This window comes from Serratia sp. NPDC078593, from assembly GCF_050268245.1.
GTDB lineage: Bacteria > Pseudomonadota > Gammaproteobacteria > Enterobacterales > Enterobacteriaceae > JBNNGK01.
The window spans coordinates 13492-39462 of record NZ_JBNNGK010000024.1 but is presented as its reverse complement, the minus strand read 5'-3'; the positions used below and the strand labels follow the sequence as shown (position 1 = coordinate 39462).

At 52.4% G+C, this 25971-nt stretch carries 22 protein-coding genes; 12 read left to right on the top strand and 10 right to left on the bottom strand.

The genetic code is table 11. The features are described 5' to 3' along the window. Nucleotides 1-156: 156 nt before the first annotated feature. Complete coding sequence (locus tag ACQKDS_RS18725; protein WP_399673469.1) at nt 157-324, bottom strand: hypothetical protein; 168 nt, start codon at nt 322-324, stop codon at nt 157-159. A gap of 88 nt (nt 325-412) precedes the next feature. Between ACQKDS_RS18725 and ACQKDS_RS18720 the strand changes: the two genes are divergently transcribed. Beyond that, a protein-coding gene (locus ACQKDS_RS18720; protein ID WP_399673471.1) for an IS3 family transposase occupies nt 413-1524 on the top strand; the annotation gives its coding sequence in 2 pieces (ribosomal slippage) (nt 413-674 and nt 674-1524; 1113 coding nt in all). Between the two features lie 11 nt (nt 1525-1535). Here ACQKDS_RS18720 and ACQKDS_RS18715 read toward each other — a convergent pair. Beyond that, nucleotides 1536-2246: a LysR family transcriptional regulator gene (locus tag ACQKDS_RS18715; protein ID WP_399673473.1), complete on the bottom strand. Its 711-nt coding sequence runs from the start codon at nt 2244-2246 to the stop codon at nt 1536-1538. Between the two features lie 110 nt (nt 2247-2356). On the opposite strand from ACQKDS_RS18715, the gene ACQKDS_RS18710 reads away from it, so the two are divergent. After that, nucleotides 2357-3436 (top strand): linear amide C-N hydrolase, encoded by a 1080-nt coding sequence (locus ACQKDS_RS18710; protein WP_399673475.1) that lies wholly within the window; start codon nt 2357-2359, stop codon nt 3434-3436. An 83-nt stretch (nt 3437-3519) separates the two neighbouring features. Here the strand turns inward: ACQKDS_RS18710 and ACQKDS_RS18705 are convergent, their stop codons facing one another. After that, nucleotides 3520-3954, bottom strand: coding sequence for a DUF3574 domain-containing protein (locus tag ACQKDS_RS18705; protein WP_399673531.1), 435 nt, complete (start codon nt 3952-3954; stop codon nt 3520-3522). 185 nt (nt 3955-4139) lie between these two features. Here ACQKDS_RS18705 and ACQKDS_RS18700 point away from each other — a divergent pair, with 185 nt between their 5' ends. Then, the gene (locus tag ACQKDS_RS18700) at nt 4140-4757 is read left to right on the top strand and encodes a trimeric intracellular cation channel family protein (RefSeq protein ID WP_399673477.1); all 618 of its coding nucleotides are present in this window, start codon (nt 4140-4142) and stop codon (nt 4755-4757) included. On the opposite strand, the gene ligB is transcribed toward ACQKDS_RS18700, so the two are convergent. Continuing rightward, complete coding sequence (gene ligB, locus ACQKDS_RS18695) at nt 4751-6442, bottom strand: NAD-dependent DNA ligase LigB (protein WP_399673479.1); 1692 nt, start codon at nt 6440-6442, stop codon at nt 4751-4753. The genes ACQKDS_RS18700 and ligB overlap by 7 nt on opposite strands. Before the next feature lie 284 nt (nt 6443-6726). Here ligB and gmk point away from each other — a divergent pair, with 284 nt between their 5' ends. The 5 genes from gmk to recG are packed head-to-tail and all read left to right on the top strand — an operon-like array spanning nt 6727 to nt 12584. Further along, a complete protein-coding gene (gmk, locus tag ACQKDS_RS18690) occupies nt 6727-7350 on the top strand; it encodes a guanylate kinase (RefSeq protein WP_399673481.1) in 624 nt (207 codons plus the stop codon). Between the two features lie 54 nt (nt 7351-7404). Then, nucleotides 7405-7680: a DNA-directed RNA polymerase subunit omega gene (gene rpoZ / locus ACQKDS_RS18685; protein WP_399673483.1), complete on the top strand. Its 276-nt coding sequence runs from the start codon at nt 7405-7407 to the stop codon at nt 7678-7680. 19 nt (nt 7681-7699) lie between these two features. Further along, entirely contained in the window at nt 7700-9805 is a 2106-nt protein-coding gene (gene spoT, locus ACQKDS_RS18680; protein ID WP_399673485.1) for a bifunctional GTP diphosphokinase/guanosine-3',5'-bis pyrophosphate 3'-pyrophosphohydrolase, read from the top strand. Between the two features lie 5 nt (nt 9806-9810). Then, complete coding sequence (gene trmH / locus ACQKDS_RS18675; RefSeq protein ID WP_399673487.1) at nt 9811-10506, top strand: tRNA (guanosine(18)-2'-O)-methyltransferase TrmH; 696 nt, start codon at nt 9811-9813, stop codon at nt 10504-10506. Next, a complete protein-coding gene (gene recG / locus ACQKDS_RS18670; protein ID WP_399673489.1) occupies nt 10503-12584 on the top strand; it encodes an ATP-dependent DNA helicase RecG in 2082 nt (693 codons plus the stop codon). Before trmH ends, recG begins: the two co-directional genes overlap by 4 nt. Nucleotides 12585-12989: 405 nt before the next feature. On the opposite strand, the gene gltS is transcribed toward recG, so the two are convergent. Beyond that, the gene (gene gltS / locus ACQKDS_RS18665; RefSeq protein ID WP_399673491.1) at nt 12990-14204 is read right to left on the bottom strand and encodes a sodium/glutamate symporter; all 1215 of its coding nucleotides are present in this window, start codon (nt 14202-14204) and stop codon (nt 12990-12992) included. A 240-nt stretch (nt 14205-14444) separates the two neighbouring features. Here gltS and ACQKDS_RS18660 point away from each other — a divergent pair, with 240 nt between their 5' ends. After that, nucleotides 14445-15839: an NCS2 family protein gene (locus ACQKDS_RS18660; RefSeq protein ID WP_399673493.1), complete on the top strand. Its 1395-nt coding sequence runs from the start codon at nt 14445-14447 to the stop codon at nt 15837-15839. A 237-nt stretch (nt 15840-16076) separates the two neighbouring features. Further along, the gene (locus tag ACQKDS_RS18655) at nt 16077-17738 is read left to right on the top strand and encodes an AsmA family protein (RefSeq protein WP_399673495.1); all 1662 of its coding nucleotides are present in this window, start codon (nt 16077-16079) and stop codon (nt 17736-17738) included. 39 nt (nt 17739-17777) lie between these two features. Here ACQKDS_RS18655 and fabY read toward each other — a convergent pair whose 3' ends face one another. The 5 genes from fabY to typA all read right to left on the bottom strand — a co-directional run bounded on the left by fabY (nt 17778) and on the right by typA (nt 22824). Beyond that, on the bottom strand, nt 17778-18725 hold the full coding sequence (fabY, locus tag ACQKDS_RS18650) for a fatty acid biosynthesis protein FabY (protein ID WP_399673496.1): 948 nt from the start codon (nt 18723-18725) through the stop codon (nt 17778-17780). 147 nt (nt 18726-18872) lie between these two features. Beyond that, the gene (dtd, locus tag ACQKDS_RS18645; protein ID WP_399673498.1) at nt 18873-19310 is read right to left on the bottom strand and encodes a D-aminoacyl-tRNA deacylase; all 438 of its coding nucleotides are present in this window, start codon (nt 19308-19310) and stop codon (nt 18873-18875) included. Next, nucleotides 19307-20197 carry a virulence factor BrkB family protein gene (locus tag ACQKDS_RS18640; protein ID WP_399673500.1) on the bottom strand — a complete coding sequence of 297 codons (891 nt, stop codon included), beginning with the start codon at nt 20195-20197 and terminating at the stop codon, nt 19307-19309. The genes dtd and ACQKDS_RS18640 overlap by 4 nt, the downstream gene beginning before the upstream one ends. A 46-nt stretch (nt 20198-20243) precedes the next feature. Then, nucleotides 20244-20834 carry a glucose-1-phosphatase gene (yihX, locus tag ACQKDS_RS18635; RefSeq protein WP_399673502.1) on the bottom strand — a complete coding sequence of 197 codons (591 nt, stop codon included), beginning with the start codon at nt 20832-20834 and terminating at the stop codon, nt 20244-20246. 166 nt (nt 20835-21000) lie between these two features. Then, nucleotides 21001-22824, bottom strand: coding sequence for a ribosome-dependent GTPase TypA (gene typA, locus ACQKDS_RS18630; RefSeq protein ID WP_399673504.1), 1824 nt, complete (start codon nt 22822-22824; stop codon nt 21001-21003). Between the two features lie 370 nt (nt 22825-23194). Between typA and glnA the strand changes: the two genes are divergently transcribed. Beyond that, nucleotides 23195-24604, top strand: a complete 1410-nt coding sequence (gene glnA, locus ACQKDS_RS18625; RefSeq protein WP_399673506.1) for a glutamate--ammonia ligase — start codon at nt 23195-23197, stop codon at nt 24602-24604. A gap of 310 nt (nt 24605-24914) precedes the next feature. Then, a complete protein-coding gene (gene glnL, locus ACQKDS_RS18620; protein WP_399673508.1) occupies nt 24915-25970 on the top strand; it encodes a nitrogen regulation protein NR(II) in 1056 nt (351 codons plus the stop codon). Nucleotide 25971: the final 1 nt, after the last annotated feature.

Genomic DNA, 25971 nt, shown 5'->3' with positions numbered 1-25971 from the left:
CGGTTGGCAATGAGTCGTTTTATTATCGAGTTCGGTGACCGCTTAGACGGTCATCTTTAATACGTTGGCAGTTACACAGAATTATGGACAGGCTCCACGCATCACCACTTTTCAGTCTATACCGGAATTGACACAATTTTTAGCGCTATTACACGTTCAATCTTCCTGATAAATCTGCTGTATCTGATCGATCAAATGCACAACATCACTCTCAGCCCCCGGCTTCCACACCACCACCACCGGATGCATCAAGCCCTGTTGCCCCAATTCCGTCGCTAACCTGCTTACCTGCGGCCATTGCTCCGCCTGTAAATGCGTAGGCAAAAAAGCCCATGTAAGTATCCCACCAAAACGGCCCATTCACTTTTAGAGATCTTCCGACATACTGATTATGTCACCTGAGGAGATCGCTATGCGTAAGATCAGATTCACCGAGCACCAGATCATCGCCGTCCTGAAATCAGTCGAAGCGGGTAGGACCGTCAAAGATGTGTGTCGTGAGGCCGCTATTTCTGAAGCCAGCTATTACAACTGGAAGGCGAAATATGGCGGTATGGAAGCCGCTGATATCAAAAAGATCAAAGATCTTGAGGACGAGAATCGTCGTCTGAAGCAGATGTTTGCCGATCTGAGTCTGGAATGCCGTGCGCTGAAAGACGTCATCGAAAAAAAGCTTTAAAACCAGCGATAAAGCGTGAGCTCGTCAGCTATCTGACGACGCAATTTACGATGAGCATACGTCAGGCATGCAGGACGTTATCGCTGAGCAGGACGGTGTTTCGTTACCAACCGGATACGCGACGTGATGAAGCGGTGATCCAGGTGCTGACCGAGGCAGCTGAACGCTACCCCCGCTACGGATTTAAGAAGCTTTTTCAGGTGCTTCGCAGGCAGGGTAACCTCTGGAACCACAAGCGGGTACACCGGATTTATTGTCTGTTGAAACTGAATTTTCGTCGTAAGGGTAAACAACGCCTGCCGGTGCGCAATCCAGCTCCGCTGGCAACGCCGGAAGCACTGAACCAAAGTTGGTCGATTGATTTTATGCACGACGCGCTGACATGTGGCCGACGTTTTCGGACTTTCAATGTCGTCGATGATTTTAACCGTGAAGCTCTGGCTATCGAAATTGACCTCAATATCCCAGTGCAGCGTGTCGTCCGGGTGCTGGACAGGATAGTGGCAAACCGTGGATATCCGCTGAAGATGCGGATGGATAACGGGCCGGAACTGATATCACTGGCTCTGGCACAATGGGCTGAAGAGCATGGCGTGATGCTGGAATTTATCAAGCCGGGTAAGCCAACACAGAACGCGTTTATAGAACGGTTTAACCGAACGTACCGGACCGAAATACTGGATTTTTATCTGTTCAGAACGCTGAATGAAGCACGGGATATCACGGAACGCTGGCTGAATGAATACAACAGTGAGCGGCCTCATGAATCCCTGAATAACCTGACGCCGGAAGAATATCGGCTGATAGCTGAGAAACCGGAAATCTCAAAAAGTGCGTGGAACTAAAGCTGGGATACTTACACCCAACCGTGACCGGCGCTCAATAATGTCTGTAACAGGCTAAGTTCATTAACCACCTGAATACGATCGGCAATTTGTAAACGTTTAGCCATGGCGTCAGGCAAATTACTAAAAGGAATCAGTTGGTTATGCGAAGAAAGAGAACGCAGCGGTACCGGTGATAACGCGGGGAAAAACCCCTCATTAGCATAGACAGCCAGTTCAATGGCACCGATTGCGCGCCATTTGAATTTTTCACTGATAGAACGGTTCACCGCCTGATAAATCCCGAGATCGGCAGTACCATTTTCTAACATCACTTCCGCTGCGGCGCGCTCCATCATGCATAAATCCAACTGAATACCTTGCTGGCGCAATACCGTAGTTAAGGCAATTAAAAATGCGCGGGGAATAAACGAGTCATAACACAGCACAATACGTTGACGAAGCTGCTCAGGGATCTGCCCCGCCAATTGATTAAAAGCTTCGGCTTCCTGCAGAAACAAACGCGCCTGACGATACAACCGTTGCCCAGCGGGGGTAAGCTGCAACGGTCGCGTTGCGCGATCAAACAGCGCATAGCCAAGATCAAGTTCAAGGTATTCGATCAATTCATTGACCGTGGTGCGATCCTTTCCTAACCGCTTTGCCGCACGCGTTAAGTTACCGGCCTCACACACGCTGGCAAACGCATCTATCTGCGCCAATGAAAATCGAATTTTTGCCACACTCACGCTCCTGGTAAATTTATGGGGGAATTCCCCCCAATAACCAACTCTACACTACGCCTCTGTCGCCTTACCCTCGTGATGTTGATTCATTTTGGTAAGGAAATAACATGAAGAAAATCACCCGTACCGCTTCCGCATTGTTAGTCGGCGCAGTGCTCAGCGCCAGTTTGTCCTCCGCAGCTCAAGCCTGTACCCGTGCTTTTATGAATATGTATCCGGAATATCGGGTCAGCGCCCGCAATTTAGATTTTTTCGGCCCTGTCGACCCCACATTGGTGATTACACCACGCGGGATTACGCATAACGGCGGCGATGCGAAAAACGCCGCCCAGTGGCAAACCCGCTACGGTAGCGTAGTCGTCTATGCAGATGGCGTCTTCCCCATGGATGGCATGAATGAAAAAGGGTTGGCCGGCCACACGCTGTTTTATATGAACGGCAGTCAAGAACAACACGACAACCAAGACAAACCCACTCTCGAGAGCCGCGCATGGTTAAGTTACATTTTGGATAACTTTGCTACGGTCGATCAGGCGGTCAACGCAATTCGTACCGATGTTCGTTTGGTCGCAGCACGCATGCCGATCGATTACGCCTCCGATACCAAGCATATCGCCATCGAAGACCTGAGCGGTGACTCCGCCATTATCGAAATTGATAATGGCGAGGTGCATATTTATCACGATAAAAATTACCGCGTGATGACCAACCCCCCTTCTTACGATCGTCAACTACAGAATTTGGCGAAGTACCAACAGGCTAAACGCAATGCAATTCCCGGCGGCTTAGAAGCCGATGAGCGCTTGGTCCGCGCCAGTTACGACCTGAAAAATCTACCGCAGCCGGATAATAAAAATCAGGCTCAGGGGTTTATTTTATCCGTGATGAATAATGTGGCGTATCCGATCGGTTCACCAGCTGAACCGGACGAACAGCAGGTGGTTGATATGTATGCTAAATACAGTAAATACCCCAGTAAAAACAAAGGGATTGGCACTTATTGGACAACCATTTCAGATCTCAGCCACGGTGAATACCACTTTAAATCCACCTTTGCCGCTTCACAGGTCTGGGTGTCATTACGTGATATTGATTTCAGTCAGGGTCAACCTGTTAAGAAAATCAAGCAGTTAAATGATTACGCCCAAAAAGGTTGGGAAGGTAATATCTTGGCACAGGCTAAATAAACATCGGCCCACGTTTAGACAGCGTGGGCCAGCATGTCCCATGGCTAATACGGATCGATAAAAAGAGCCTCATAGGCAACGTATCAAAATGCTACGCACACCGGCGTATCAACACGCATCACGGAATCCTGCGCGAACTGCTGTTTATAATGTTGGCGCAGCGCCTCAATGTTGAGTTCGCTTACGTTGTCTGCCGGATGGATCAGTAGTAACGCTTTACTGCTTTCACGTACTAATTGACCATTATTGCCTAACCATTGTCCACGAGCATCAAACACGGACAAACCCTGCTTAAAACGCGGCGTCACCTGCTGATCAATAAAATGTTGCCATTCCTGCCCATTCAGCGCAGCGCCATTTGGACGGTTAAGACCAAAATACAAGGTAGTTTGTACCCTCGCGTCACCGACTTCGCAGCGTGTCGGCGAAGATGCGCCTTTTTTCATCTCGGGGGCAACACAGCCACTGAGTAACACCAAGACGCTGAGGCCAATGACGCCCTTATGTAAACTTATCATCATATTTCCTTATGCTTATATTTTGACGATTTTATCTGAAGCCTTTTTAGAAGCAGACTGTAATACCAAAAGAACAAATTAAACTAATCCGAAAAACTATTCGTTAGAAAAACTCAGTGGCCGCGTCGAACCATAAACATTACCCTTAAAGCTACGATACACGTTATTTATCCAGCGAATCCCTCATGTTACTCAGCATCCTTTATATCATTGGTATCACAGCCGAAGCGATGACCGGCGCGCTCGCCGCTGGCCGTCGTCAAATGGACATGTTTGGCGTGATTTTTATCGCCTCTGCCACCGCCATCGGCGGCGGTTCAGTCCGTGATATGTTACTCGGGCACTATCCGCTGAGTTGGGTAAAACACCCTGAATATATTGTGATTGTCGCCATTGCTGCCATCATTACCACCTGGCTGGCACCGTTAATGCGCCATCTACGCCGCCTATTTTTGGTATTGGATGCCGTGGGTCTGATCGTCTTCTCTATCATTGGTGCTCAGGTCGCATTGGATATGGGGCATGGGCCAATCATTGCTGCCATTGCGGCGGTGATCACCGGTGTATTCGGCGGCGTTCTGCGCGATATGTTCTGTAACCGGATCCCCTTGGTTTTCCAGAAGGAAATCTATGCAGGTATTGCGTTTGCGGCAGCCTGGCTGTACATCGGCCTGTTACATTTCAACCTGCCTCACAACGTGGTGATCACCATTACGCTGGTGGCGGGATTAAGTGCCCGCCTGCTCGCGTTGCGTTTCCGTCTTGGCTTGCCGGTGTTCAATTATCAACACCCCGATCACTGAGGTTCGGCATAAAAACCAGCAATGTGTTGCTTTCCCAGTCTCTCGACCAATTGCCTCATTGGCGAGGACTGGAAGAACTCACGGACTTTAGCCGCTCTTTTGCTCCCCATGCCGGCATACTGCTGCCATTCCTCAGTCGAACGTTGCGCCACCTGGGCCCAACTCTTGGCGCCCAGGCTCTGCCGTTGCGGCAACGGTGCGCCCAATGCAACCAGCCAACGGGCAAACGGTTGTTGTCGCGCCAATAGAAATTGTTGATGGATTCCTTGCGCACGCTTTTCGCCTATCCCCGGCACTGCCATTAACTGCTGCGGTGTTAATGTTAGCCAATCGGCCAAATCCTTCACCAATGATTGATCGATCAACGCCTGCCAACTGGCTTCGCTTACGCCACGCATCTTTAAACCATGCGGGCCACTCAGCCACACCAACCGTGCAGTAAACTGCTGGCGACAACCGGGTTGTAAGCGAAAGCAGCTCAAGGCGTGATAGCGCGCGGGATCGGGTGCGTCTATCACTGGTCGTTCGATGCTTCGCCACACCACATCCCGTAAATGCGGGATACCCTGCCCCTGTAAACCGATCGCAACATGATCGCCGGGAACCACGTCCCATTTTCGCCACAGCGCTAATGAACCCACGTTCACCCGGCGAACCCATTTATCATCCAGCCGGATTGGATCCAGCCCCAACACCACCGCAATCTTTCCGGTGCGGCCGATGCGGAAAATCACTTTATTTACCTGCGCCACCCGCTGCACTGGCGGATATTTCCAAGCCACCGCCCATTCGGCGGGTTGATTACGCCAATAGCGGCTCGGTGGCGATGCGCCTTGGTGGATCACCACCCCATCGGTCACGAAGGGTAAAGCACTTTGATACCAGTGTGTACGCCATCGTTCAACATCCTCAATCGCCGTCACCGGCTGAGTGAAATCTTGTGCCAAGGTGAACCCCAGTGCGGCAAGCTGTTGCAAACGCGTGGTCATCTCTTGCGGGCCATCGGGCCAAGCCCAAACAAACAAGCCGATCTGCGACAACAGCGCTGAGGATTGATGACGCATTAAAGCTCCCGCCACTTTTGAGCGCGCATTGACGCCACCACTAATATGCTGTTGATGATCGGTCATTTTCAAAAACAGCTCGCCCTGTAACACCAATCTGTCCGGCGCCTTTGGCAAGGTTGACGGTACGGCAGGCATCGCCTTGACTTTTTCCAACCAGCTTTCACCTTGCGCGCCGTCACCCCGGCTGATCGCTTCAATCAGTTTTCCCCGTTGGTAAACCAATGTTATCGCTACGCCGTCGATTTTTGGTTGTACCCAGAGATCGTGGCGCCCCCGCAGCCATTTCGCGACTGATTGACGATCGGGTAACTTACGTAAACCCGTTTGCGCAACCGGATGCGCGGTTTTACCTGTCGTGGGCAATACCGGCAAAGCGACAGGGTTGCCGTTACAAGATTGCCAAAACTGCAGCTTTTGCCGCAGGCTGTCATAAAGCTCATCATCAATCTGCCCTTGCCCCTGCTGGTAATACGCGTTATCCCAACGCGCCAACTGCTGTTCCAACGCATTAATCTCCAATGCCAGACGTTCTTCACGCCAGTCCGGGCATTTTTCTGGCCGAACGACACTGCTCCACACCAACACCGCTACGCCAATTCCAATCAGATATCCCCGCATAATGCACCTCGCTGATTAGCCGCAGTAAAACCGCAAATCTGCGAGCTGGCGAGCGGTAAAAACATCTCCTGCAAGACGTATTCCAAAAGAAGATGTCCTTTGCAGAAAACCCAGAAAATAGCGCGATACGGCGCGCAATTTTGGTCGATGTCGGTGTTTTTCACACAAAGCAACGGGCAAAATGCGCGCAAACGCTGCATCACGGGCTTTAGGCGTGTATACTGTGCGGAGAAAATACACATCTGCCGTTATTGGCACATCAACCGCAATCAACGAACATCATCATGGCTCAAGGCACGCTTTATATTGTCTCTGCCCCCAGTGGCGCAGGTAAATCAAGTCTGATTCAGGCTTTGTTAAAGACGCAACCGCTGTACGACACGCAGGTTTCGGTTTCGCACACCACTCGCGCCTGTCGTCCCGGTGAAAATCATAGCGAACACTATTTCTTTGTTTCGCACGATGAGTTCCGCCGCATGATTGAGCAGGATGCGTTTCTTGAGCACGCTGAAGTGTTTGGTAATTATTACGGCACATCACGCGCAGCGATTGAGCAAGTGCTGTCGACCGGCGTCGATGTTTTTCTCGATATCGATTGGCAAGGCGCGCAACAAATCCGCGCAAAAATGCCGCAGGCACGCAGCATCTTTATTCTGCCGCCGTCAAAAGAAGAGTTGGGGCGCCGCCTGCGCGGTCGTGGCCAGGACTCCGAAGAGGTCATCGCCAAACGTATGGCTCAGGCAGTGGCAGAAATGACGCACTATGCGGAGTATGATTATTTAATTGTGAATGATGATTTCGATCTGGCGCTATCGGATCTGAAAACCATTATTCGTGCTGAACGACTGCGTCTCGGCCGGCAAATGCTGCGGCATGACGCTTTAATCAGCAAACTATTGGCAGACTGAAGTCAGTTTCAGTATTATGCCCAGTCTTTTCGTCACCTGTGGAGTAGCACAAATATGGCACGCGTAACTGTTCAAGACGCTGTAGAGAAAATTGGTAACCGTTTTGACCTGGTGTTGGTCGCTGCTCGTCGGGCACGTCAAATCCAGACCGGGGGTAAAGATGCCCTGGTTCCAGAAGAAAATGATAAGTACACTGTTATCGCCCTGCGCGAAATCGAAGAAGGCCTGATCAACAATCAGATCCTTGATGTACGTGAACGCCAGGAACAGCAAGAGCAGGAAGCCGCAGAAATTCAATCGGTGAGTGCCATTGCTGAAGGCCGTCGTTAATTAGACTGCGAGTCTGCCCTTGTATCTGTTTGAAAGCCTGAATCTGCTGATTCAACGTTACCTGCCGGAGGAGCAGATCAAGCTCCTCAAACAGGCATACCTCGTTGCACGTGACGCTCACGAGGGTCAGACACGCTCTAGTGGTGAGCCTTACATTACTCACCCGGTCGCCGTAGCTTGCATTCTGGCCGAGATGCGTCTCGATCATGAGACGCTGATGGCCGCTCTGCTGCATGACGTCATTGAAGACACGCCAGCCACCTATCAAGATATGGAACAACTGTTTGGCAAAAGCGTTGCTGAACTGGTTGAGGGCGTCTCCAAACTCGACAAACTGAAGTTCCAAGATAAAAAAGAAGCGCAAGCGGAAAACTTCCGCAAAATGATCATGGCCATGGTGCAGGATATTCGCGTCGTGCTGATCAAGCTGGCCGACCGTACGCATAACATGCGTACCTTAGGGTCATTGCGTCCAGATAAACGCCGCCGGATCGCGCGCGAAACGCTGGAAATCTACAGCCCACTGGCGCATCGCCTAGGTATTCATCATCTCAAGACCGAGCTGGAAGAGCTGGGTTTTGAGGCGCTCTACCCGAACCGCTACCGCGTAATCAAAGAAGTGGTGAAAGCCGCGCGCGGCAACCGTAAAGAGATGATTCAAAAGATCCTCTCTGAAATCGAAGGTCGATTGACCGAAGCCGGTATCGCGTGCCGCGTCAGTGGTAGAGAAAAGCATCTCTACTCCATCTACCTCAAGATGCACCTGAAAGAACAGCGTTTCCATTCCATTATGGACATCTACGCGTTCCGGGTGATCGTTAAAGAAGTAGACACCTGTTATCGGGTGCTGGGTCAGGCTCATAGCCTGTATAAGCCACGTCCGGGCCGCGTCAAAGACTATATCGCCATTCCTAAAGCCAACGGTTATCAATCGCTGCATACTTCGCTGATCGGCCCACACGGCGTACCGGTAGAAGTGCAGATCCGTACCGAAGATATGGACCAAATGGCCGAGATGGGGGTGGCCGCGCACTGGGCTTATAAAGAGCAAGGTGAAGCCGGTACCACCGCACAAATTCGCGCCCAACGTTGGATGCAAAGCCTGCTGGAGTTACAACAAAGCGCGGGCAGCTCATTTGAATTTATCGAGAGCGTAAAATCCGATCTGTTCCCAGATGAGATTTACGTTTTCACCCCGGAAGGCCGCATTGTCGAGTTGCCTGCGGGCGCAACGCCGGTCGATTTTGCCTACGCGGTCCACACTGATATTGGCCATGCCTGTGTTGGCGCGCGCGTCGATCGTCAGCCTTATCCGCTGTCACAGTCGTTGACCAGCGGCCAAACGGTAGAAATCATCACCGCACCGGGTGCGCGTCCAAATGCAGCGTGGCTGAACTTTGTTGTCAGCTCAAAAGCACGCGCAAAAATTCGCCAGATGTTGAAAAACCTCAAGCGTGATGATTCTGTCAGTCTGGGGCGCCGTTTGCTCAACCATGCGTTGGGTGGCAGCCGTAAAATGTCTGAAATTCCGCAGGAAAACATTCAGCACGAGCTGGAGCGCATGAAGTTGGCGACACTGGACGATCTGCTGGCGGAAATCGGTCTCGGCAACGCCATGAGCGTCGTCGTAGCGAAAAACTTGCAGGGCGATCAATCAAGCCTTGGCGCCTCTTCCGGTACCCGCAATCTGGCGATTAAAGGGGCAGACGGCGTACTGATTACCTTTGCCAAGTGCTGTCGCCCTATTCCGGGCGATCCGATCATTGCCCATGTCAGCCCGGGTAAAGGGCTGGTTATCCACCATGAATCCTGTCGCAATATTCGTGGCTACCAGAAAGAGCCTGAAAAATTCATGGCGGTAGAGTGGGATAAACAAACTGAGCAGGAATTCATCGCCGAAATCAAAGTGGATATGTTTAATCATCAGGGGGCGTTAGCCAACCTGACGGCGGCAATCAATGCGGCCGAATCGAACATCCAAAGCCTGAATACAGAAGAAAAAGATGGCCGGGTTTACAGCGCCTTTATTCGCTTAACCACTCGCGATCGCATCCATTTGGCGAATATTATGCGCAAAATCCGTATTATGCCGGATGTGATTAAAGTTAACCGTAACCGAAATTAGCGCCTATGAGCCCCGAACGCTATGCGCGGATTTGCGAAATGCTGGCTACCCGACAACCGGATTTAACGGTCTGCCTGGAACAAGTTCACAAACCGCATAACGTCTCTGCCGTTATCCGTACCGCCGACGCCGTCGGCGTACATCAAATCCATGCCGTATGGCCAACCCCTCGAATGAGAACATTGGTGTCCTCCGCCGCGGGCAGCAACAGTTGGGTCAATGTCAAAACGCATCCCACCATCAGCGATGCCGTGCATCACCTGAAAAACCAGGGCATGCAAATTCTGGCTACCCACCTTTCCGATCGTGCGGTAGATTTTCGCGAAATAGACTATACCCGCCCAACCTGTATTCTGCTGGGGCAGGAAAAAACCGGTATCACCGAAGAAGCGTTACAGTTGGCCGATCGCGACATCATTATTCCGATGATCGGGATGGTGCAATCGCTCAACGTGTCGGTCGCTTCCGCCTTGATTTTGTATGAAGCCCAGCGACAGCGTCAAAATGCGGGTATGTATCGCCGCGAGCACAGCGCACTGGACGAAGAAGAGCAACAGCGGTTGCTGTTCGAAGGCGGTTATCCGGTGTTGGCTAACGTCGCCAAACGCAAAGGGTTACCACGCCCGCAGATTGATCATGAGGGGCAAGTGGTTGCCAGCGCCGAATGGTGGGCGACCATGCAAGCGACGGTGCGTAGATGAAAGGCCGCCTGCTGGACGCCGTCCCACTCACCACGCTTTCAGGGGTTGGAGCCAGCCAGGCGGGGAAATTGGCTAAAATCGGCTTGGAAACCCTCCAAGACTTGTTGCTGCATCTGCCGTTGCGCTACGAAGACCGCACCCAACTGTATACCATCAACGATCTGCAACCGGGTATTTTCGCCACGGTTGAAGGCGAAGTGTTACGCACGGATATCAGTTTTGGCCGTCGGCGCATGCTTACCTGCCAGATAAGCGACGGTAGCGGTCTCCTTACCCTGCGTTTCTTTAATTTTAATGCGGCAATGAAAAATAGCCTGGCAACAGGCCGGCGCGTTACCGCCTACGGTGAAATCAAACGCGGTAACCACGGCGCTGAAATCATCCACCCTGAATATCGTATTCAGGGCGAAAACGCTGAGCTCGTCTTGCAGGCGTCGCTCACGCCGGTCTACCCGACGACGGAAGGCATTCGGCAGGCCACATTACGCAAACTGACCGACCAAGCACTGGATGTGCTCGATACCTGTGCGATCGCAGAATTGCTTCCCCCGGAGCTGAGCGCTGGCCTAATGAGTTTGCCAGAGGCACTGCGCCTGCTGCATAGACCGCCGCCGGATATTAAATTGGTCGATCTGGAACAGGGTAAGCATCCTGCCCAGAAGCGATTAATTATGGAAGAATTATTGGCGCATAACCTCAGCATGCTGGCCGTACGTGCCGGCGCGCAACGTTATCACGCGCAGCCGCTGCTATCAGACGATCGGTTAAAAACACAGTTCCTTGCTCAACTACCCTTCACCCCAACCGGTGCACAACGGCGCGTCGTCGCGGATATCGAAGCCGATATGCAAAAAGATTTCCCGATGATGCGGTTGGTTCAGGGTGATGTTGGTTCGGGGAAAACCCTGGTCGCCGCGCTGGCGGCACTGCGCGCTATTACTCATGGTAAACAGGCCGCATTGATGGCTCCGACCGAGCTATTAGCCGAACAGCATGCCAATAATTTCCGCCAGTGGTTCGAGCCGCTGGGGATTGAAGTCGGCTGGCTGGCTGGCAAGCAGAAAGGCAAAGCACGTCTTGCTCAGCAAGATGCCATCGCCAGCGGCCAGGTTTCCATGGTGGTCGGCACCCATGCCATCTTTCAGGAACAGGTGCGATTCCATGGGCTGGCATTAGTAATCATTGATGAGCAGCACCGTTTTGGTGTGCATCAGCGCCTCGCGCTATGGGAGAAAGGCGAAGAGCAAGGGTTCCATGCACACCAGTTGATCATGACCGCCACGCCCATTCCACGGACGTTGGCCATGACCGCCTATGCCGATCTGGATACCTCCGTCATCGATGAGCTGCCCCCAGGCCGAACGCCGGTAACCACGGTCGCCATCGCCGATACGCGTCGTGCAGAGATCATTGAGCGAGTAAGAAGCGCCTGTCTGCAAGAAAACCGTCAGGCATATTGGGTATGTACGCTGATCGAAGAATCTGAACTGCTGGAGGCGCAGGCGGCGGAAGCAACGTGGGAAGAATTGAAAAATGCCTTGCCTGAATTGAAGGTCGCGTTGGTTCACGGGCGCATGAAAGCCCAGGAAAAACAGGCGGTGATGCAGGCGTTCAAGCAGGGTGAACTGCAACTGCTGGTTGCCACCACGGTGATTGAAGTCGGCGTCGATGTGCCCAACGCCAGCCTGATGATCATTGAAAACCCTGAGCGTCTGGGGCTGGCGCAGTTGCACCAGTTACGGGGCCGTGTGGGCCGCGGTGCCGTGGCCTCCCACTGTGTGTTGCTGTATAAAACACCGTTGAGCAAAACGGCACAAAAACGTTTACAAGTCCTACGCGACAGTAATGACGGTTTCGTCATCGCCCAGCGCGATCTGGAAATTCGCGGTCCTGGCGAACTGCTTGGCACGCGGCAAACCGGTAGCGCTGAGTTCAAAGTGGCAGATTTGCTGCGCGATCAGATGATGATTCCAGAAGTCCAACGCGTGGCGCGCCATATCCATCAACACTACCCTCAGCAAGCCCATGCCTTGATTGAACGTTGGTTACCGGAAAAAGCGCGTTACTCCAACGCGTAAAAAAGGCGCTCTCGCGCCCTCTGACAACGTTGTCATTAATATCGGGTCAGGCATGCCTGACCCCTACGAAATCAGAAAATGTTGATGTGTTCAATTACCGCTGACGCAACGGCAAGCTGGGGGCATGACGCTAAACAGCCTGTTATTAGAAAGAGCATCGCGATGGGCCGTGTGGCGTAAACCACCGGAGCATCCATCGTTATGTCAAGCCCAAGCCACTGGAAGACTTTGTCATCAACATCGGGCCAGGCATGCCTGACCCCTACGAAATCAGCAAATGTTGATGTGTTCATTCACCACAGTGACCCGTTGACAGCTGGCGCGCATAAGAAAAAGCGTGGCGATGGAGCCACCGAAGCGCCCCTCGCTAGGCCCGGGTTCCCGGGCCATCGGACGACGGTGTTATCACCCCACCGCTGTAAATAGCGGCAACATCAGATAAAGTTTGATGATGATCGCATTCGCGATATCAATGAAGAAGGCTCCCACCATCGGCACCACCAGGAAGGCCAGGTGTGAAGGGCCGAAACGATCGGTGATCGCCTGCATGTTGGCAATCGCCGTTGGTGTCGCCCCCATGCCAAACCCACAGTGGCCTGCCGCCAGTACAGCTGCATCGTAATTCTTGCCCATCACGCGATAGGTCACAAAAATTGCGTACAGCGCCATGACCAGCGTTTGTACTGCCAGAATGGCCAACATCGGCAACGCCAGTGACGCCAACTCCCACAACCGCAGACTCATCAATGCCATCGCCAGGAACAACGACAAACTGACGTTGCCCAATACCGATACCGCACGCTCAAATACGGTATAAAAACCGGTGAAGGCCAGCGTATTGCTAAGAATTACCCCAACAAACAGCACACAAACGAAGGTGGGGAGTTCAAACATCGTACCGACTAACAAACCGGAGATGAGCTGCCCCAAGCTCAGGCAGATGGCAATCATCGCGATCGTTTCGACCATCACCAGAGACGTGATCAGACGACCTCTATCCGGCTTTTCGAAACCACTCGGCAAAACGCTATCATCATCCGGGGTTCCTTCCGGTGAAGAAGAATGTTTAACCAAATAGCGCGCTACCGGGCCGCCAATCAGGCCACCAAGAACCAAGCCGAAAGTCGCGCAAGCCATCGCAACTTCCGTTGCATTTTCAAAGCCATAGCGCTCGATAAACACTTTACTCCAGGCCGCACCGGTACCGTGCCCGCCGGACAAGGTAATCGAGCCCGCGATCAAGCCCATCAACGGGTCAAGCCCCATCACTTTCGCCATGCCGATGCCAATCGCATTCTGCACCAGCAGCAGGCCCAGCACCACAAATAGAAACACCACTAACGCTTTACCACCGGCTCGTAATCGCGCCAAATTCGCGTTCAAACCAATGGATGCAAAGAATGCCAACATCAACGGATCTTTCAGCGACATATCAAAGCTGATTTCCCAATTGACGGTCTTTTTCATGATGAGCAGCAACAATGCCACCAGCAAACCACCCGCGACGGGGGCAGGGATTGTGTATTTTTTTAGCAGGGGAACCGTTCTCACGCATTTGCCCCCCAAGAGTAAAACCAGGGTTGCCGCGACTAACGTGCCATAAGTATCGAGATGAAACATCTAGCTACTCCATGTGAAGTGAAAAATCCAATTAAAATAATAAGTTATGTAAAACCACTTCGTTTTTAAACTTGATGAGTGCAGGATTAAAAGGAAAAAACGTTAAGAAAACAAGAAAAAATGAATAAAAATGCGACATAGGATTAAACCGAAGCGGCAGTATATTTAGGCGCAACCGTTTGCTTTTGATGTATGGATGATTAAAATGCGGTCTTTGCCGTTTCTGGAAAATACCTCACAATGACCATGCCGTCCACCGAGATCGATGCTGATAAATCTGCATCCCCATCCTCCCGCAACAGTGAACTGATTTATCGCCTGGAAGATCGCCCACCACTACCGCAAACGCTGTTTGCCGCAGGCCAGCACCTACTGGCGATGTTCGTTGCCGTGATCACCCCGGCACTGCTGATTTGTCAGGCACTTGGCCTACCGGCGCAGGATACTCAACACATCATTAGCATGTCGCTGTTCGCCTCTGGATTGGCATCCATTCTGCAAATAAAAACCTGGGGGCCGGTCGGTTCGGGTCTGTTGTCGATTCAAGGAACCAGCTTCAACTTTGTTGCACCACTCATTATGGGCGGAATGGCGTTAAAAAATGGCGGAGCCGATGTGCCAACCATGATGGCCGCGTTGTTCGGCACGCTGATGGTTGCCTCTTGCACTGAAATCTTGTTATCACGCGTGTTGCATCTGGCACGGCGCATCATCACCCCGTTGGTTTCCGGCATCGTGGTAATGATAATCGGGCTGTCTCTGATTCAGGTTGGCCTGACCTCTATTGGCGGTGGCTATGCCGCGATGAACAATAACACCTTCGGTGCGCCAGAAAACCTGCTACTGGCCGGTTCGGTATTGGCGGTAATTATACTGCTCAATCGTCAACGCAACCCGTATCTGCGCGTCGCGTCGTTGGTGATTGCCATGGCGGTCGGCTATCTGCTGGCGTGGGCGCTCGGTATGTTACCAGACACGCAACCCGTGGTTGACGCCTCACCCATTACCATTCCTACACCACTTTATTATGGTTTAGGCTTCGATTGGAACCTGCTGCTGCCGTTAATGCTGATCTTTATGGTCACGTCGCTGGAAACCATCGGTGACATTACCGCAACGTCTGATGTTTCCGAGCAACCGGTCAGCGGCCCACTGTATATGAAGCGTTTAAAAGGCGGCGTGTTGGCTAACGGTTTGAACTCCATGCTATCGGCGGTGTTTAACACCTTTCCCAACTCCTGTTTTGGCCAGAATAACGGCGTAATCCAACTGACCGGCGTCGCTAGCCGTTATGTGGGCTTTGTTGTCGCGTTGATGTTAATCGCGCTGGGTTTGTTCCCGGCGGTTGCCGGTTTCGTTCAGCACATTCCTGAACCCGTGCTGGGCGGTGCCACCATTGTGATGTTCGGCACGATTGCCGCATCGGGGGTGCGCATCGTATCGCGTGAAAAGCTTAACCGCCGCGCCATCATGATTATGGCGCTATCGTTGGCCGTTGGCATGGGCGTTTCGCAGCAACCGCTGATTTTACAATTTGCGCCTGACTGGATAAAAACCCTGCTTTCATCAGGCATCGCCGCCGGTGGTATCACCGCGATTGTGCTCAATTTGTTATTCCCGCAGGAAAAAGAGTAACCCGGCGTTGATGGCAGTATCATCCCCTCACTGAATTTATTGGGGCTGCGCGTTAAGCGAAGGAGGGTATCAGTGGGGATGATACGGTCAACGAGTGGTGTCGTTATCCACACACCTCGGCAGACCAACGGCCGCCTGCGGCCGTTTTTTTATTGTCTATCAGACCATTGCCCTTGAGATAGTGGGTTAATTACGGCATAAACAGGGTATCTTTTTTGACCGACGCGGGTATAGGCAATGAAATTTATCGGGAAACTGTTGCTGACGCTGCTGCTCGTGGTGGCGCTCGCGGTAATGCTGTTGTATGTCGTAGGACAAACGCACTGGGCGGCGAGCCAGATCAGCAAGTGGATAAACGATCGCGGTGACTATCGCCTCACGCTAAGCAAAATATCTCATTCTTGGGCTCAGCCAGCGCAAATCAGCCTGCAAGGCGTCACGCTGGCACGGGGTAATCAGCCGCAGGGGTTGGTCGCCCAACAAATCGATCTTGGCCTTAGCCTGCGACAAATCACCCAGCCACGTTATTTCCACAGCGTTACGCTGCGTGATGGTACGTTGAACATACAGCCCCAAACGATGGCATTACCGATTCAGGCAGACATACTGCAGTTGAGCAATATGGCGTTGCAATCCAATGATGCCGACTGGCGGCTTAATGCACAAAAAGTGAATGCTGGCATTACGCCGTGGCACCCTAAAGCCGAGCATATTCTTGGCGATAATAATCAGTTCCAGCTGAGCGCCGGTTCGCTGTCACTCAACGACCTCCCCGCCTCACGCGTGCTCGTGCAAGGTGAAGTCAAGCAAGGCAAACTGCTACTCAATGATTTCGGTGCCGATCTAGCTCAAGGTGCGCTTACCGGTAAAGCCAGCCGCGACACGGATGGCAGTTGGTTAATAGAACGGCTACGTTTAAGCCATGTCAGACTGCAAACGCCCCTAACGCTGGCGCAGTTTTGGCAACATATCACCACCCTGCCACCGGTTTCGGTTAAACGCTTTGATTTGATCGACGCGCGCCTGGAAGGCCAAGGATGGGCATTGAACGATTTAGATCTATCACTACAAAATACCCGCATCCATAACGGTGATTGGCAGAGTCAAGATGGCACACTGAACGTTAACGCCAGCGATATCATCACTGGCCGCTTCCATCTTATCGATCCGATTATCACTATGCGGCTGTCGCCGGCAGGTGTTGCCATCCCGCAGTTTACTTCTCGTTGGGAAGGCGGGCTCTTGCGTGCTTCTGGCAGTTGGCTACGCGCGACGAAACGCCTGCAACTGGATGAAGTCACTGCCGTTGCGCTGGAATATACCTTGCCACAAAATTGGCGTGAGCGGTGGTTAGCGCCGCTGCCTGATTGGCTGGCCCAAGTGTTCGTCACTAAACTGGCCGCTAACCGTAATCTGCTTATCGATATCAACCCGTCATTTCCTTTCCAACTGACGGCGCTGGACGGCTATGGCAGCAATCTGCTGCTGGCAAGCGATCACCATTGGGGCCTGTGGTCAGGCTCTTTGAACCTGAACGCCAGTGCAGCCACCTTCAATAAAGTGGACTTGCGGCGGCCATCGCTCGCGCTGACGGCGGATCAGCATCAGATCGCCGTTACTGAGATGAGTGCATTTATGCCGGATGGCCTGCTGGATGCCAAGGCTACCGTCTCGCAATTACCAGGCAAGCCGTTTTCGCTGTCTTTATCCGGCCGATCGGTGCCACTCAATACCCTACAGCCATGGGGTTGGCAGCCTGTGCCGCTGGAAGGAGACGGTAATCTGCAACTGCAATTACGAGGTTTGTTAAACAGCGACGGGCCGTTCAAAGATTCGGTGCAAGGCAATCTTCAAGCAACGGCAAAAACGGGGCAAACAGTGAGTCAACAACATCCATAAATCGCCAGCGGGCGCGGTGACATGCCGCGCCCTTACGTTTTACTCCATAATGGCTTCACAGCCACCTTGGTCCAAGGGCACATCCGGCGCGGCGGGCAGTACCATATAGGTTCCTTCAAAGACAGCGCCTTTATCACCATCGCCAAACAGAGCCACCTCCGCCTGAACCCGCGCCCGACGGCCGCGAGCCAAGCGGTCAAGATCGCCACTCAGTGACCCCAAGTCGGCCACCGCACGCGGACGGCCGGTAATAGGATTGCTGTAGCGAATATGCGCATCTGCCAGAATAATCGTGCCACCTAAGTGGCGCTCTCGCAGCAATAGCCAGATCAATCCCCACGCGGTTAATGTCGCCAACGAGAATAGGCTGCCTGCAAACAAGGTGTGGTGCGGGTTCTGATTACCCACTTCCGGCATGGTGGTGACAAAACGTTGGCCGGTATACTGGCTAATGCGTACACCCATCTTTTCGCTCAGTGGAATATGCTCGTACCATGCTTGCTGCAACTGCCCGCACCAGTCTGGGCGGTGCAAAATATCGTCTAACGTCGCGACCGGTTTGATCATCAAAAAGTGGCGAATAGGTGTCGTTTGCGGTACGGTGATTTCCCCTTGGCTTTCGAAACCCAGTTTGGCAAAGAATTCGACCGCATCTTCACGCGCGCTACACACGACGCGCTTGACACCTTCCTGCCGGGCCACCGATTCTAGCGTCATCGCCACCAGCGTACCCAAGCCTTTGTCCTGTACTGAAGGTTCAACCGCCAGAAAGCGAATGGCCGCTTCATTATCGGCGTTTATGTATAAGCGCCCGATAGCGACAATATTGCCACCCTCATCCACCACCATCTGGTGATGCGCCATCGCGTCATAGGCATCCTTTTCCGAACCCACGGGCTGGTGCAACGGCTTACGCAGCATTTCCCAGCGAAACTGGTAATAATCCTTCAGTTCTTGTTCTGTTACGGGTACTCGTAGGTGATACATAGACGCCTTCTCTCCAAATAGTATGTCCTGTGGAGCCATTCAATAGGCGTGATTGTCGCCATCAGCGTGGGGCGAGGCAGCGCACTTTTTTGGCGCGAGCACTACCCTGCCCTAACATGGCAAACAAGATAGCCTATTGGGTGGTTCCTAAACCTGCAGCCAGAAAGTCACCGGTCCGTCGTTCACCAACGCCACTTTCATGTCTGCGGCAAACTGCCCGGTTTGCGTTTCGACGCCGCGCTCACGACATTGGCCAATAAAATAGTGATATAACCGTTCGGCTTCCGCAGGGACTGCGCCGCGAGAAAAACTCGGCCGCATGCCTTTTTGCGTGTCCGCAGCCAACGTAAACTGCGACACCACCAAAACACTGCCCCCCGCCTGCTGAACGTTGAGGTTCATCTTGTCGTTCTCATCGCCAAAGATGCGATATCCCAGCACCCGCTCACACAACCGTTCGGCTTTTTGTTCGTTATCGTCCTGCTCAACCCCTAATAACACTAACAAACCGGGGCCAATTTTGCCGACTTTCTCACCGTCAACCGTGACGCTGGCATTTAACACCCGTTGAATTAACGCAATCATACATGCCCTTCTTGCTGCTTATCTGGTTGTTCATTTTTATGCTGACGATACGCGCGGTACTCTCCCAGCGTGACGGTAATTTCCGCCCCAAGTAACACGATACACCAGCTCCAATAGACCCACAGAAATAATATTGGGATCACTGCCAGCACGCCGTAGATCAGTTGATAAGACGGGAACATGGTGACGTAAAGGGCAAACCCTTTCTTTCCCAGCTCGAATAATAAGCCGGCCACCAGCGCCCCTATTAACGCATGCTTTGCCGGTACGCGTACCGTCGGCACCACGCTGTACAACAGCCAGAATGATATCCACGACAGGATTAACGGGAAAATACGCAATACCTGATCTATCAGGCTGTTCACTCCGGTTTGCGCTAGCCAGTTCAGCGATAGTAGATACGAGCTGATGACCATGCTTGCGCCGACCAACAGCGGCCCCAGCGTCAACACCATCCAATAAACCGCGAAAGAATAGACCACTGAACGCTTATTTTTACTGCGCCAAATGGTGTTCAGCACACTGTCCACCGACGACATTAGCAACAGTGCGGTGACGATCAGGCCGCAGATCCCAACGGCGGTCATTTTGTTGGAATTGGCAACAAACTGTTCCAGGTAACGTTGGATCACGTTACCCGCCGCGGGCATAAAGTTGGAAAAGATGAAGCTTTTTAGCTGCTCGCTGACGTCAGAAAACATCGGAAATACCGAAAACAACGCAAATACCACGGTGATTAACGGAACCAGAGAGAGCAGGGAAACATACGCCAGATGGCCTGCCAACATCGTCAGGCCATCACTGTCGATACGCTTAATTAATAGGCGGCTAAAGGTGACGCCCGGCTTAATGGATGACGGCAGCGTCTTGCGGCGGAAAAACGACATACTCACTCCTTGTCAGTTCGTATGCGTTAAGCTTAACCTGCCAAACTTAACCCGCAAAATAAGCGGGCACCACATCGCGGTTCGTGACGTGAACCGCCTTGATACCCAGCGCCTGGGCGGCAGCAACGTTGCCCGGATGATCGTCGAAGAATACCGCCTGATCGGCCGCGCTCTTTTCCGCCTGCAAGACGTATTGATAGATGGCCGGATCCGGCTTGCGCAACCCAATATCCTGCGAAAGATACAGATGGTCAGCAGCGGCCGCCACTTCTGGATAATGCTGCGGCCAATAATGACAGTGCAGCCGGTTGGTATTAGACAACACCACGACGCGGTGACCATCATTGCGTAACTGCTGCATCAGGGTAATCACCTCTGGGCGCAGGGCAACAAACACCGCCTGCCAACCAGTAACAAACTGTTCAAAGCTGAGGGCAATACCCATTTCGTCACATAACCTAGCGGCAAACTCTTCATCGGTGATTTCACCGCGTTCGTGTTGCTGAAAAACCTCGCCCATGGTGAAACGTTCGGTCAATACTGCCAGTGGCGTACCACTCAAATTGCTCCATACACCCAGTACACGTTTGAAATCGATATCAACAATCACATTACCTAAATCAAAGATATACAGCATAGTCCTCTCCTGACGGGCCGGTGGAGTTTCACTGTAGCGGGAAAATGGGGGGCTGAACAGAGAGCAAACAGAAAAGCGCATAGCGCGTCGAAGATGCGGGGGAAAACAGAGGAAAAAACTCAGGGCGCGTGATGCGCGCCCTAAGCATTGCCGGCTAAATCAGCAATTACGCTTCTTTAGGGCCACGGCTTGCACGTTTACGATCGTTTTCAGTCAGATGACGTTTACGAATACGTACGGACAGCGGCGTGACTTCGACCAACTCGTCATCATCAATGAATTCCAGAGCCTGCTCCAGAGACATTTTGATGGCCGGAACCAGCGTTGTCGCTTCGTCAGTACCGGAAGCACGCATGTTGGTCAGTTTTTTACCGGTCAGGCAGTTCACGGTCAGGTCGTTAGAACGCGAGTGAATACCGATGATCTGGCCTTCATACACTTCTGCGCCGTGACCCAGGAACAACTTGCCACGATCTTGCAGACCATACAGTGCGAACGCTACCGCTTTACCCTGACCGTTAGAGATCAGCACACCGTTTTGGCGCTGGCCAACTTCACCCTGACGCACGTCGTCGTAATGGCTAAAGGTGGAGTACAGCAAGCCCGTACCAGAAGTCATGGTCATGAACTCGTTACGGAAACCAATCAAACCACGGCTTGGGATCACATAATCGAGACGCACACGGCCTTTACCGTCTGGATCCATGTTTTTCAGATCGGCTTTACGCTCGCCCATGGCTTGCATTACCGAGCCCTGATGCTGTTCTTCGATATCCAACGTGACGTTTTCGAACGGCTCTTGTTTACGGCCATCGAGTTCGCGGAAGATAACTTTCGGACGGGAAACCGCCAGTTCGAAACCTTCACGACGCATGTTTTCAATCAGCACCGACAGGTGGAGTTCACCACGGCCAGAAACACGGAATGCATCTGCATCGTCAGTTTCTTCAACACGCAACGCCACGTTGTGCACCAATTCCTTGTTCAAACGCTCAAGGATTTGACGAGACGTCACAAACTTACCTTCTTTACCGCAGAAAGGTGAGGTGTTGACGTTGAAGAACATGCTGACGGTTGGCTCATCGACAGACAGCGCAGGCAGCGCTTCTACGTTGGCAGGATCACAGATGGTATCCGAGATGTTCAACTCGCCCAAACCGGTGATAGCAATGATGTCGCCCGCTTCGGCAACGGTCGCTTCGATACGTTCTAGACCCATGTGGGTCAGCACTTTACCGACTTTACCGTTACGGGTTTTACCTTCGCTATCCACGAGGGTTACCTGCTGGTTTGGCTTCACTTTACCGCGCTTGATGCGGCCGATGCCGATAACACCCACGTAGTTATTGTAGTCCAACTGAGAGATTTGCATCTGGAACGGTGCATCCATCTCAACCTGCGGTGGAGAGACGTGATCCACGATCGCTTGATACAGCGGGGTCATGTCTTCAGCCATATCGCTATGGTCAGTACCGGCGATTCCCATCAGTGCAGAAGCATAGATGATAGGGAAATCTAGCTGCTCGTCAGTCGCATCCAAGTTAACGAACAGGTCGAAGACCTGATCCACAACCCAGTCAGGACGTGCGCCAGGGCGGTCAACCTTGTTGATTACCACGATCGGCTTCAGACCATTAGCAAATGCTTTTTTGGTCACGAAACGGGTTTGCGGCATTGGGCCATCCATTGCATCCACAACCAGCAGCACCGAGTCGACCATTGACATCACACGCTCAACCTCACCGCCGAAGTCGGCGTGTCCTGGGGTATCTACGATGTTGATGCGGTAGTCTTTCCAATTAATGGCGGTGTTTTTTGCGAGGATGGTAATCCCACGCTCTTTCTCCAAATCGTTGGAGTCCATTACGCGTTCGGTGGCTTCTACACGCTCTCCGAAAGTACCGGATTGTTGCAGCAGCTTGTCAACCAGGGTGGTTTTACCATGGTCAACGTGGGCAATAATGGCGATGTTACGCAAATTTTCGATCACAGCTTTGCCTCAGGCATTAGAAATAGCGCGCTATTGTACACGTATTAAGCGAGGGACTAAACAAGATCACAACCATCTCTTAGAAACAACCGTGTACAGGTTAGTTTGTGATCCCTTTCACGGTGCAAAAACCACCAACAGGTGCACTTTTGCACCATTTTAGTGCTTAACACCCACTTCTTTGCACTTACCTGGTGCAATGCATCACTGATGGTGCATACTCAGAGTGAGTAAAAGCCGCTCAGAATGGTGATTATTTCGCTTTTACAAAGTTGGCACAGTTTTCGCTTTAGTCTTTACAAGGCAAAAACAAGCCAGTACCACAGATTCGTTCCACGACGACGACAATATAAATCCGGGAGAGTTAAGTATGTCCGCTGAACACGTTTTGACGATGCTGAATGAGCATGAAGTGAAATTCGTAGACCTGCGTTTCACTGACACCAAGGGTAAAGAACAGCACGTCACCATTCCTGCTCATCAGGTTAATGCCGATTTCTTTGAAGAAGGCAAAATGTTTGACGGCTCTTCGATCGGCGGCTGGAAAGGCATTAATGAATCTGACATGGTACTGATGCCAGACGCCAGCACTGCCGTTATCGACCCCTTCTTCGAAGAGTCCACGCTGATTGTGCGCTGCGACATTCTTGAGCCAGGCACAATGCAGGGCTATGATCGTGACCCACGCTCTATCTCCAAGCGCGCAGAGGATTTTCTGCGTTCTTCCGGCATCGCGGATACCGTGCTGTTCGGGCCAGAACCTGAGTTCTTCCTGTTTGACGACATTCGTTTCGGCAGCAGCATTCGCGGTTCCCACGTCGCTATCGATGATATCGAAGGCGCATGGAACTCCGGCACCCAATACGAAGGCGGTAACAAAGGCCACCGTCCTGCAGTGAAAGGCGGTTACTTCCCGGTTCCACCGGTCGACTCCTCGCAGGATCTGCGTTCTACCATGTGTCTGACCATGGAAGAAATGGGCTTGGTGGTTGAAGCTCACCACCACGAAGTAGCGACCGCCGGTCAAAACGAAGTGGCGACCCGCTTCAACACCATGACCAAAAAAGCGGACGAAATCCAAATTTATAAATACGTGGTTCACAACGTGGCTCACGCATTTGGTAAAACCGCGACCTTTATGCCAAAACCGATGTTTGGTGATAACGGTTCCGGTATGCACTGCCACATGTCACTGTCCAAAAATGGCACCAACCTGTTTGCGGGTGACAAATACGGCGGCCTGTCTGAAACTGCCCTGTTCTATATCGGCGGCATCATCAAACACGCTAAAGCCATCAATGCCCTGGCTAACCCGACCACCAACTCTTACAAACGTCTGGTTCCAGGCTACGAAGCGCCGGTCATGCTGGCTTACTCGGCCCGTAACCGTTCAGCGTCCATCCGTATCCCGGTGGTTGCCAGCCCGAAAGCGCGCCGTATCGAAGCCCGCTTCCCGGATCCAGCGGCTAACCCGTATCTGTGCTTCGCCGCACTGCTGATGGCAGGCCTGGACGGCATCATCAACAAAATCCATCCTGGCGATGCCATGGACAAAAACCTGTACGACCTACCGCCGGAAGAAGAAGCAGAAATTCCAAAAGTGGCCGGTTCATTGGACGAAGCGCTGGCAGCACTGAGCGAAGATCGCGAGTTCTTGACCCGCGGCGGCGTGTTTACCGACGACGCGATCGATGCTTACATCGACCTGCGTAAAGAAGAGATGGATCGTGTGCGCATGACGCCGCACCCGGTTGAGTTCGAACTGTACTACAGCGTATAAGCTTGGCCGGCACCACTATGTGTGGTGCCGCCTATTCAGTTGTCGTTTTTTTGTTGCCGTGGAAACTTTCAACCCATCTTCGGATGGGTTTTTTTCTCCACACAACTTTCTGCAAAACTGCACCATTCCACGATAATTACGGATGGAGTAGGATAGATGCACTAAAAAGGTGCAGTCGTTGGCTAAGATTAAAAATCACACCGTACCGCCAGGCGACAACCAAGCGAAGCGCCAGTAATCTAAGCTACCGAGTAGCAGGTGTCAGCACGGGCAACCCACAACGCGGCGTCTTGAAAGATAAAGGGCATATATGGCAACTGGCACACTGCCCGACGCTGGGCAAATTCTCAATTCTCTTATCAATAGCATCCTGCTGTTAGATGATCATCTGGCCGTTCATTACGCTAACCCGGCGGCTCAACAGCTGTTGGCGCAAAGTTCCCGTAAACTTTTCGGTACACCTTTACCTGATTTAGTTGGCTATTTTTCGCTTAATATCGCTGTGATGCGAGAAAGCCTGCAAGCTGGACAAGGATTTACCGACAACGAGGTGACGCTGGTGGTCGATGGGCGGGCACATATCCTATCCCTGACCGCGCAGGCGTTGCCAGAAGGTTATATTCTGCTTGAGCTGGCGCCAATGGATAACCAGCGTCGTCTCAGCCAGGAACAGCTTCAACACGCGCAGCAAGTCGCCGCCCGTGATTTAGTGCGCGGGCTGGCACACGAGATCAAGAACCCGCTCGGCGGCCTGCGCGGTGCGGCGCAACTGCTCGCCAAAGCGCTGCCCGACCCCTCACTGACCGAATATACCAAAGTGATCATTGAACAGGCCGACCGTTTACGCAATCTGGTCGATCGCCTACTGGGACCACAACGGCCAGGCCAGCACATCACGCAAAGTATCCATCAGGTAGTAGAACGCGTATGCCAGTTGGTGTCGCTGGAAATGCCAGAAAATGTCACGTTGGTGCGCGATTATGATCCAAGCCTACCTGAGCTGGCACACGATCCAGACCAAATCGAACAGGTGTTGCTGAACATCACCCGTAACGCGTTACAAGCGCTGGGAGACGGTGGTGGCACGATTACGCTGCGCACCCGCACGGCTTTCCAAATTACCCTGCATGGCACCCGCTACCGTTTGGCTGCGCGCATCGATATTGAAGATGACGGCCCCGGCGTGCCCGCACAATTGCAAGATACGCTGTTCTACCCCATGGTCAGCGGCCGCGAAGGTGGCACTGGCTTGGGGTTATCCATTGCCCGCAATCTTATCGATCAACATTGCGGCAAAATTGAATTTAACAGTTGGCCAGGACATACCGAATTCTCGGTTTTCCTGCCTATTCGTAAGTCGAGGTAGT

What these genes read in the sequence shown, in the direction of transcription:
- ACQKDS_RS18710 (WP_399673475.1), top strand. Translation starts at nt 2,357, where the DNA reads ATGAAGAAAATCACCCGTACCGCTTCCGCATTGTTAGTCGGCGCAGTG.
- ACQKDS_RS18705 (WP_399673531.1), bottom strand. Translation starts at nt 3,954, where the DNA reads ATGATAAGTTTACATAAGGGCGTCATTGGCCTCAGCGTCTTGGTGTTA.
- ACQKDS_RS18700 (WP_399673477.1), top strand. Translation starts at nt 4,140, where the DNA reads ATGTTACTCAGCATCCTTTATATCATTGGTATCACAGCCGAAGCGATG.
- ligB (WP_399673479.1), bottom strand. Translation starts at nt 6,442, where the DNA reads ATGCGGGGATATCTGATTGGAATTGGCGTAGCGGTGTTGGTGTGGAGC.
- gmk (WP_399673481.1), top strand. Translation starts at nt 6,727, where the DNA reads ATGGCTCAAGGCACGCTTTATATTGTCTCTGCCCCCAGTGGCGCAGGT.
- rpoZ (WP_399673483.1), top strand. Translation starts at nt 7,405, where the DNA reads ATGGCACGCGTAACTGTTCAAGACGCTGTAGAGAAAATTGGTAACCGT.
- trmH (WP_399673487.1), top strand. Translation starts at nt 9,811, where the DNA reads ATGAGCCCCGAACGCTATGCGCGGATTTGCGAAATGCTGGCTACCCGA.
- recG (WP_399673489.1), top strand. Translation starts at nt 10,503, where the DNA reads ATGAAAGGCCGCCTGCTGGACGCCGTCCCACTCACCACGCTTTCAGGG.
- gltS (WP_399673491.1), bottom strand. Translation starts at nt 14,204, where the DNA reads ATGTTTCATCTCGATACTTATGGCACGTTAGTCGCGGCAACCCTGGTT.
- ACQKDS_RS18660 (WP_399673493.1), top strand. Translation starts at nt 14,445, where the DNA reads ATGACCATGCCGTCCACCGAGATCGATGCTGATAAATCTGCATCCCCA.
- ACQKDS_RS18655 (WP_399673495.1), top strand. Translation starts at nt 16,077, where the DNA reads ATGAAATTTATCGGGAAACTGTTGCTGACGCTGCTGCTCGTGGTGGCG.
- fabY (WP_399673496.1), bottom strand. Translation starts at nt 18,725, where the DNA reads ATGTATCACCTACGAGTACCCGTAACAGAACAAGAACTGAAGGATTAT.
- dtd (WP_399673498.1), bottom strand. Translation starts at nt 19,310, where the DNA reads ATGATTGCGTTAATTCAACGGGTGTTAAATGCCAGCGTCACGGTTGAC.
- ACQKDS_RS18640 (WP_399673500.1), bottom strand. Translation starts at nt 20,197, where the DNA reads ATGTCGTTTTTCCGCCGCAAGACGCTGCCGTCATCCATTAAGCCGGGC.
- yihX (WP_399673502.1), bottom strand. Translation starts at nt 20,834, where the DNA reads ATGCTGTATATCTTTGATTTAGGTAATGTGATTGTTGATATCGATTTC.
- glnA (WP_399673506.1), top strand. Translation starts at nt 23,195, where the DNA reads ATGTCCGCTGAACACGTTTTGACGATGCTGAATGAGCATGAAGTGAAA.
- glnL (WP_399673508.1), top strand. Translation starts at nt 24,915, where the DNA reads ATGGCAACTGGCACACTGCCCGACGCTGGGCAAATTCTCAATTCTCTT.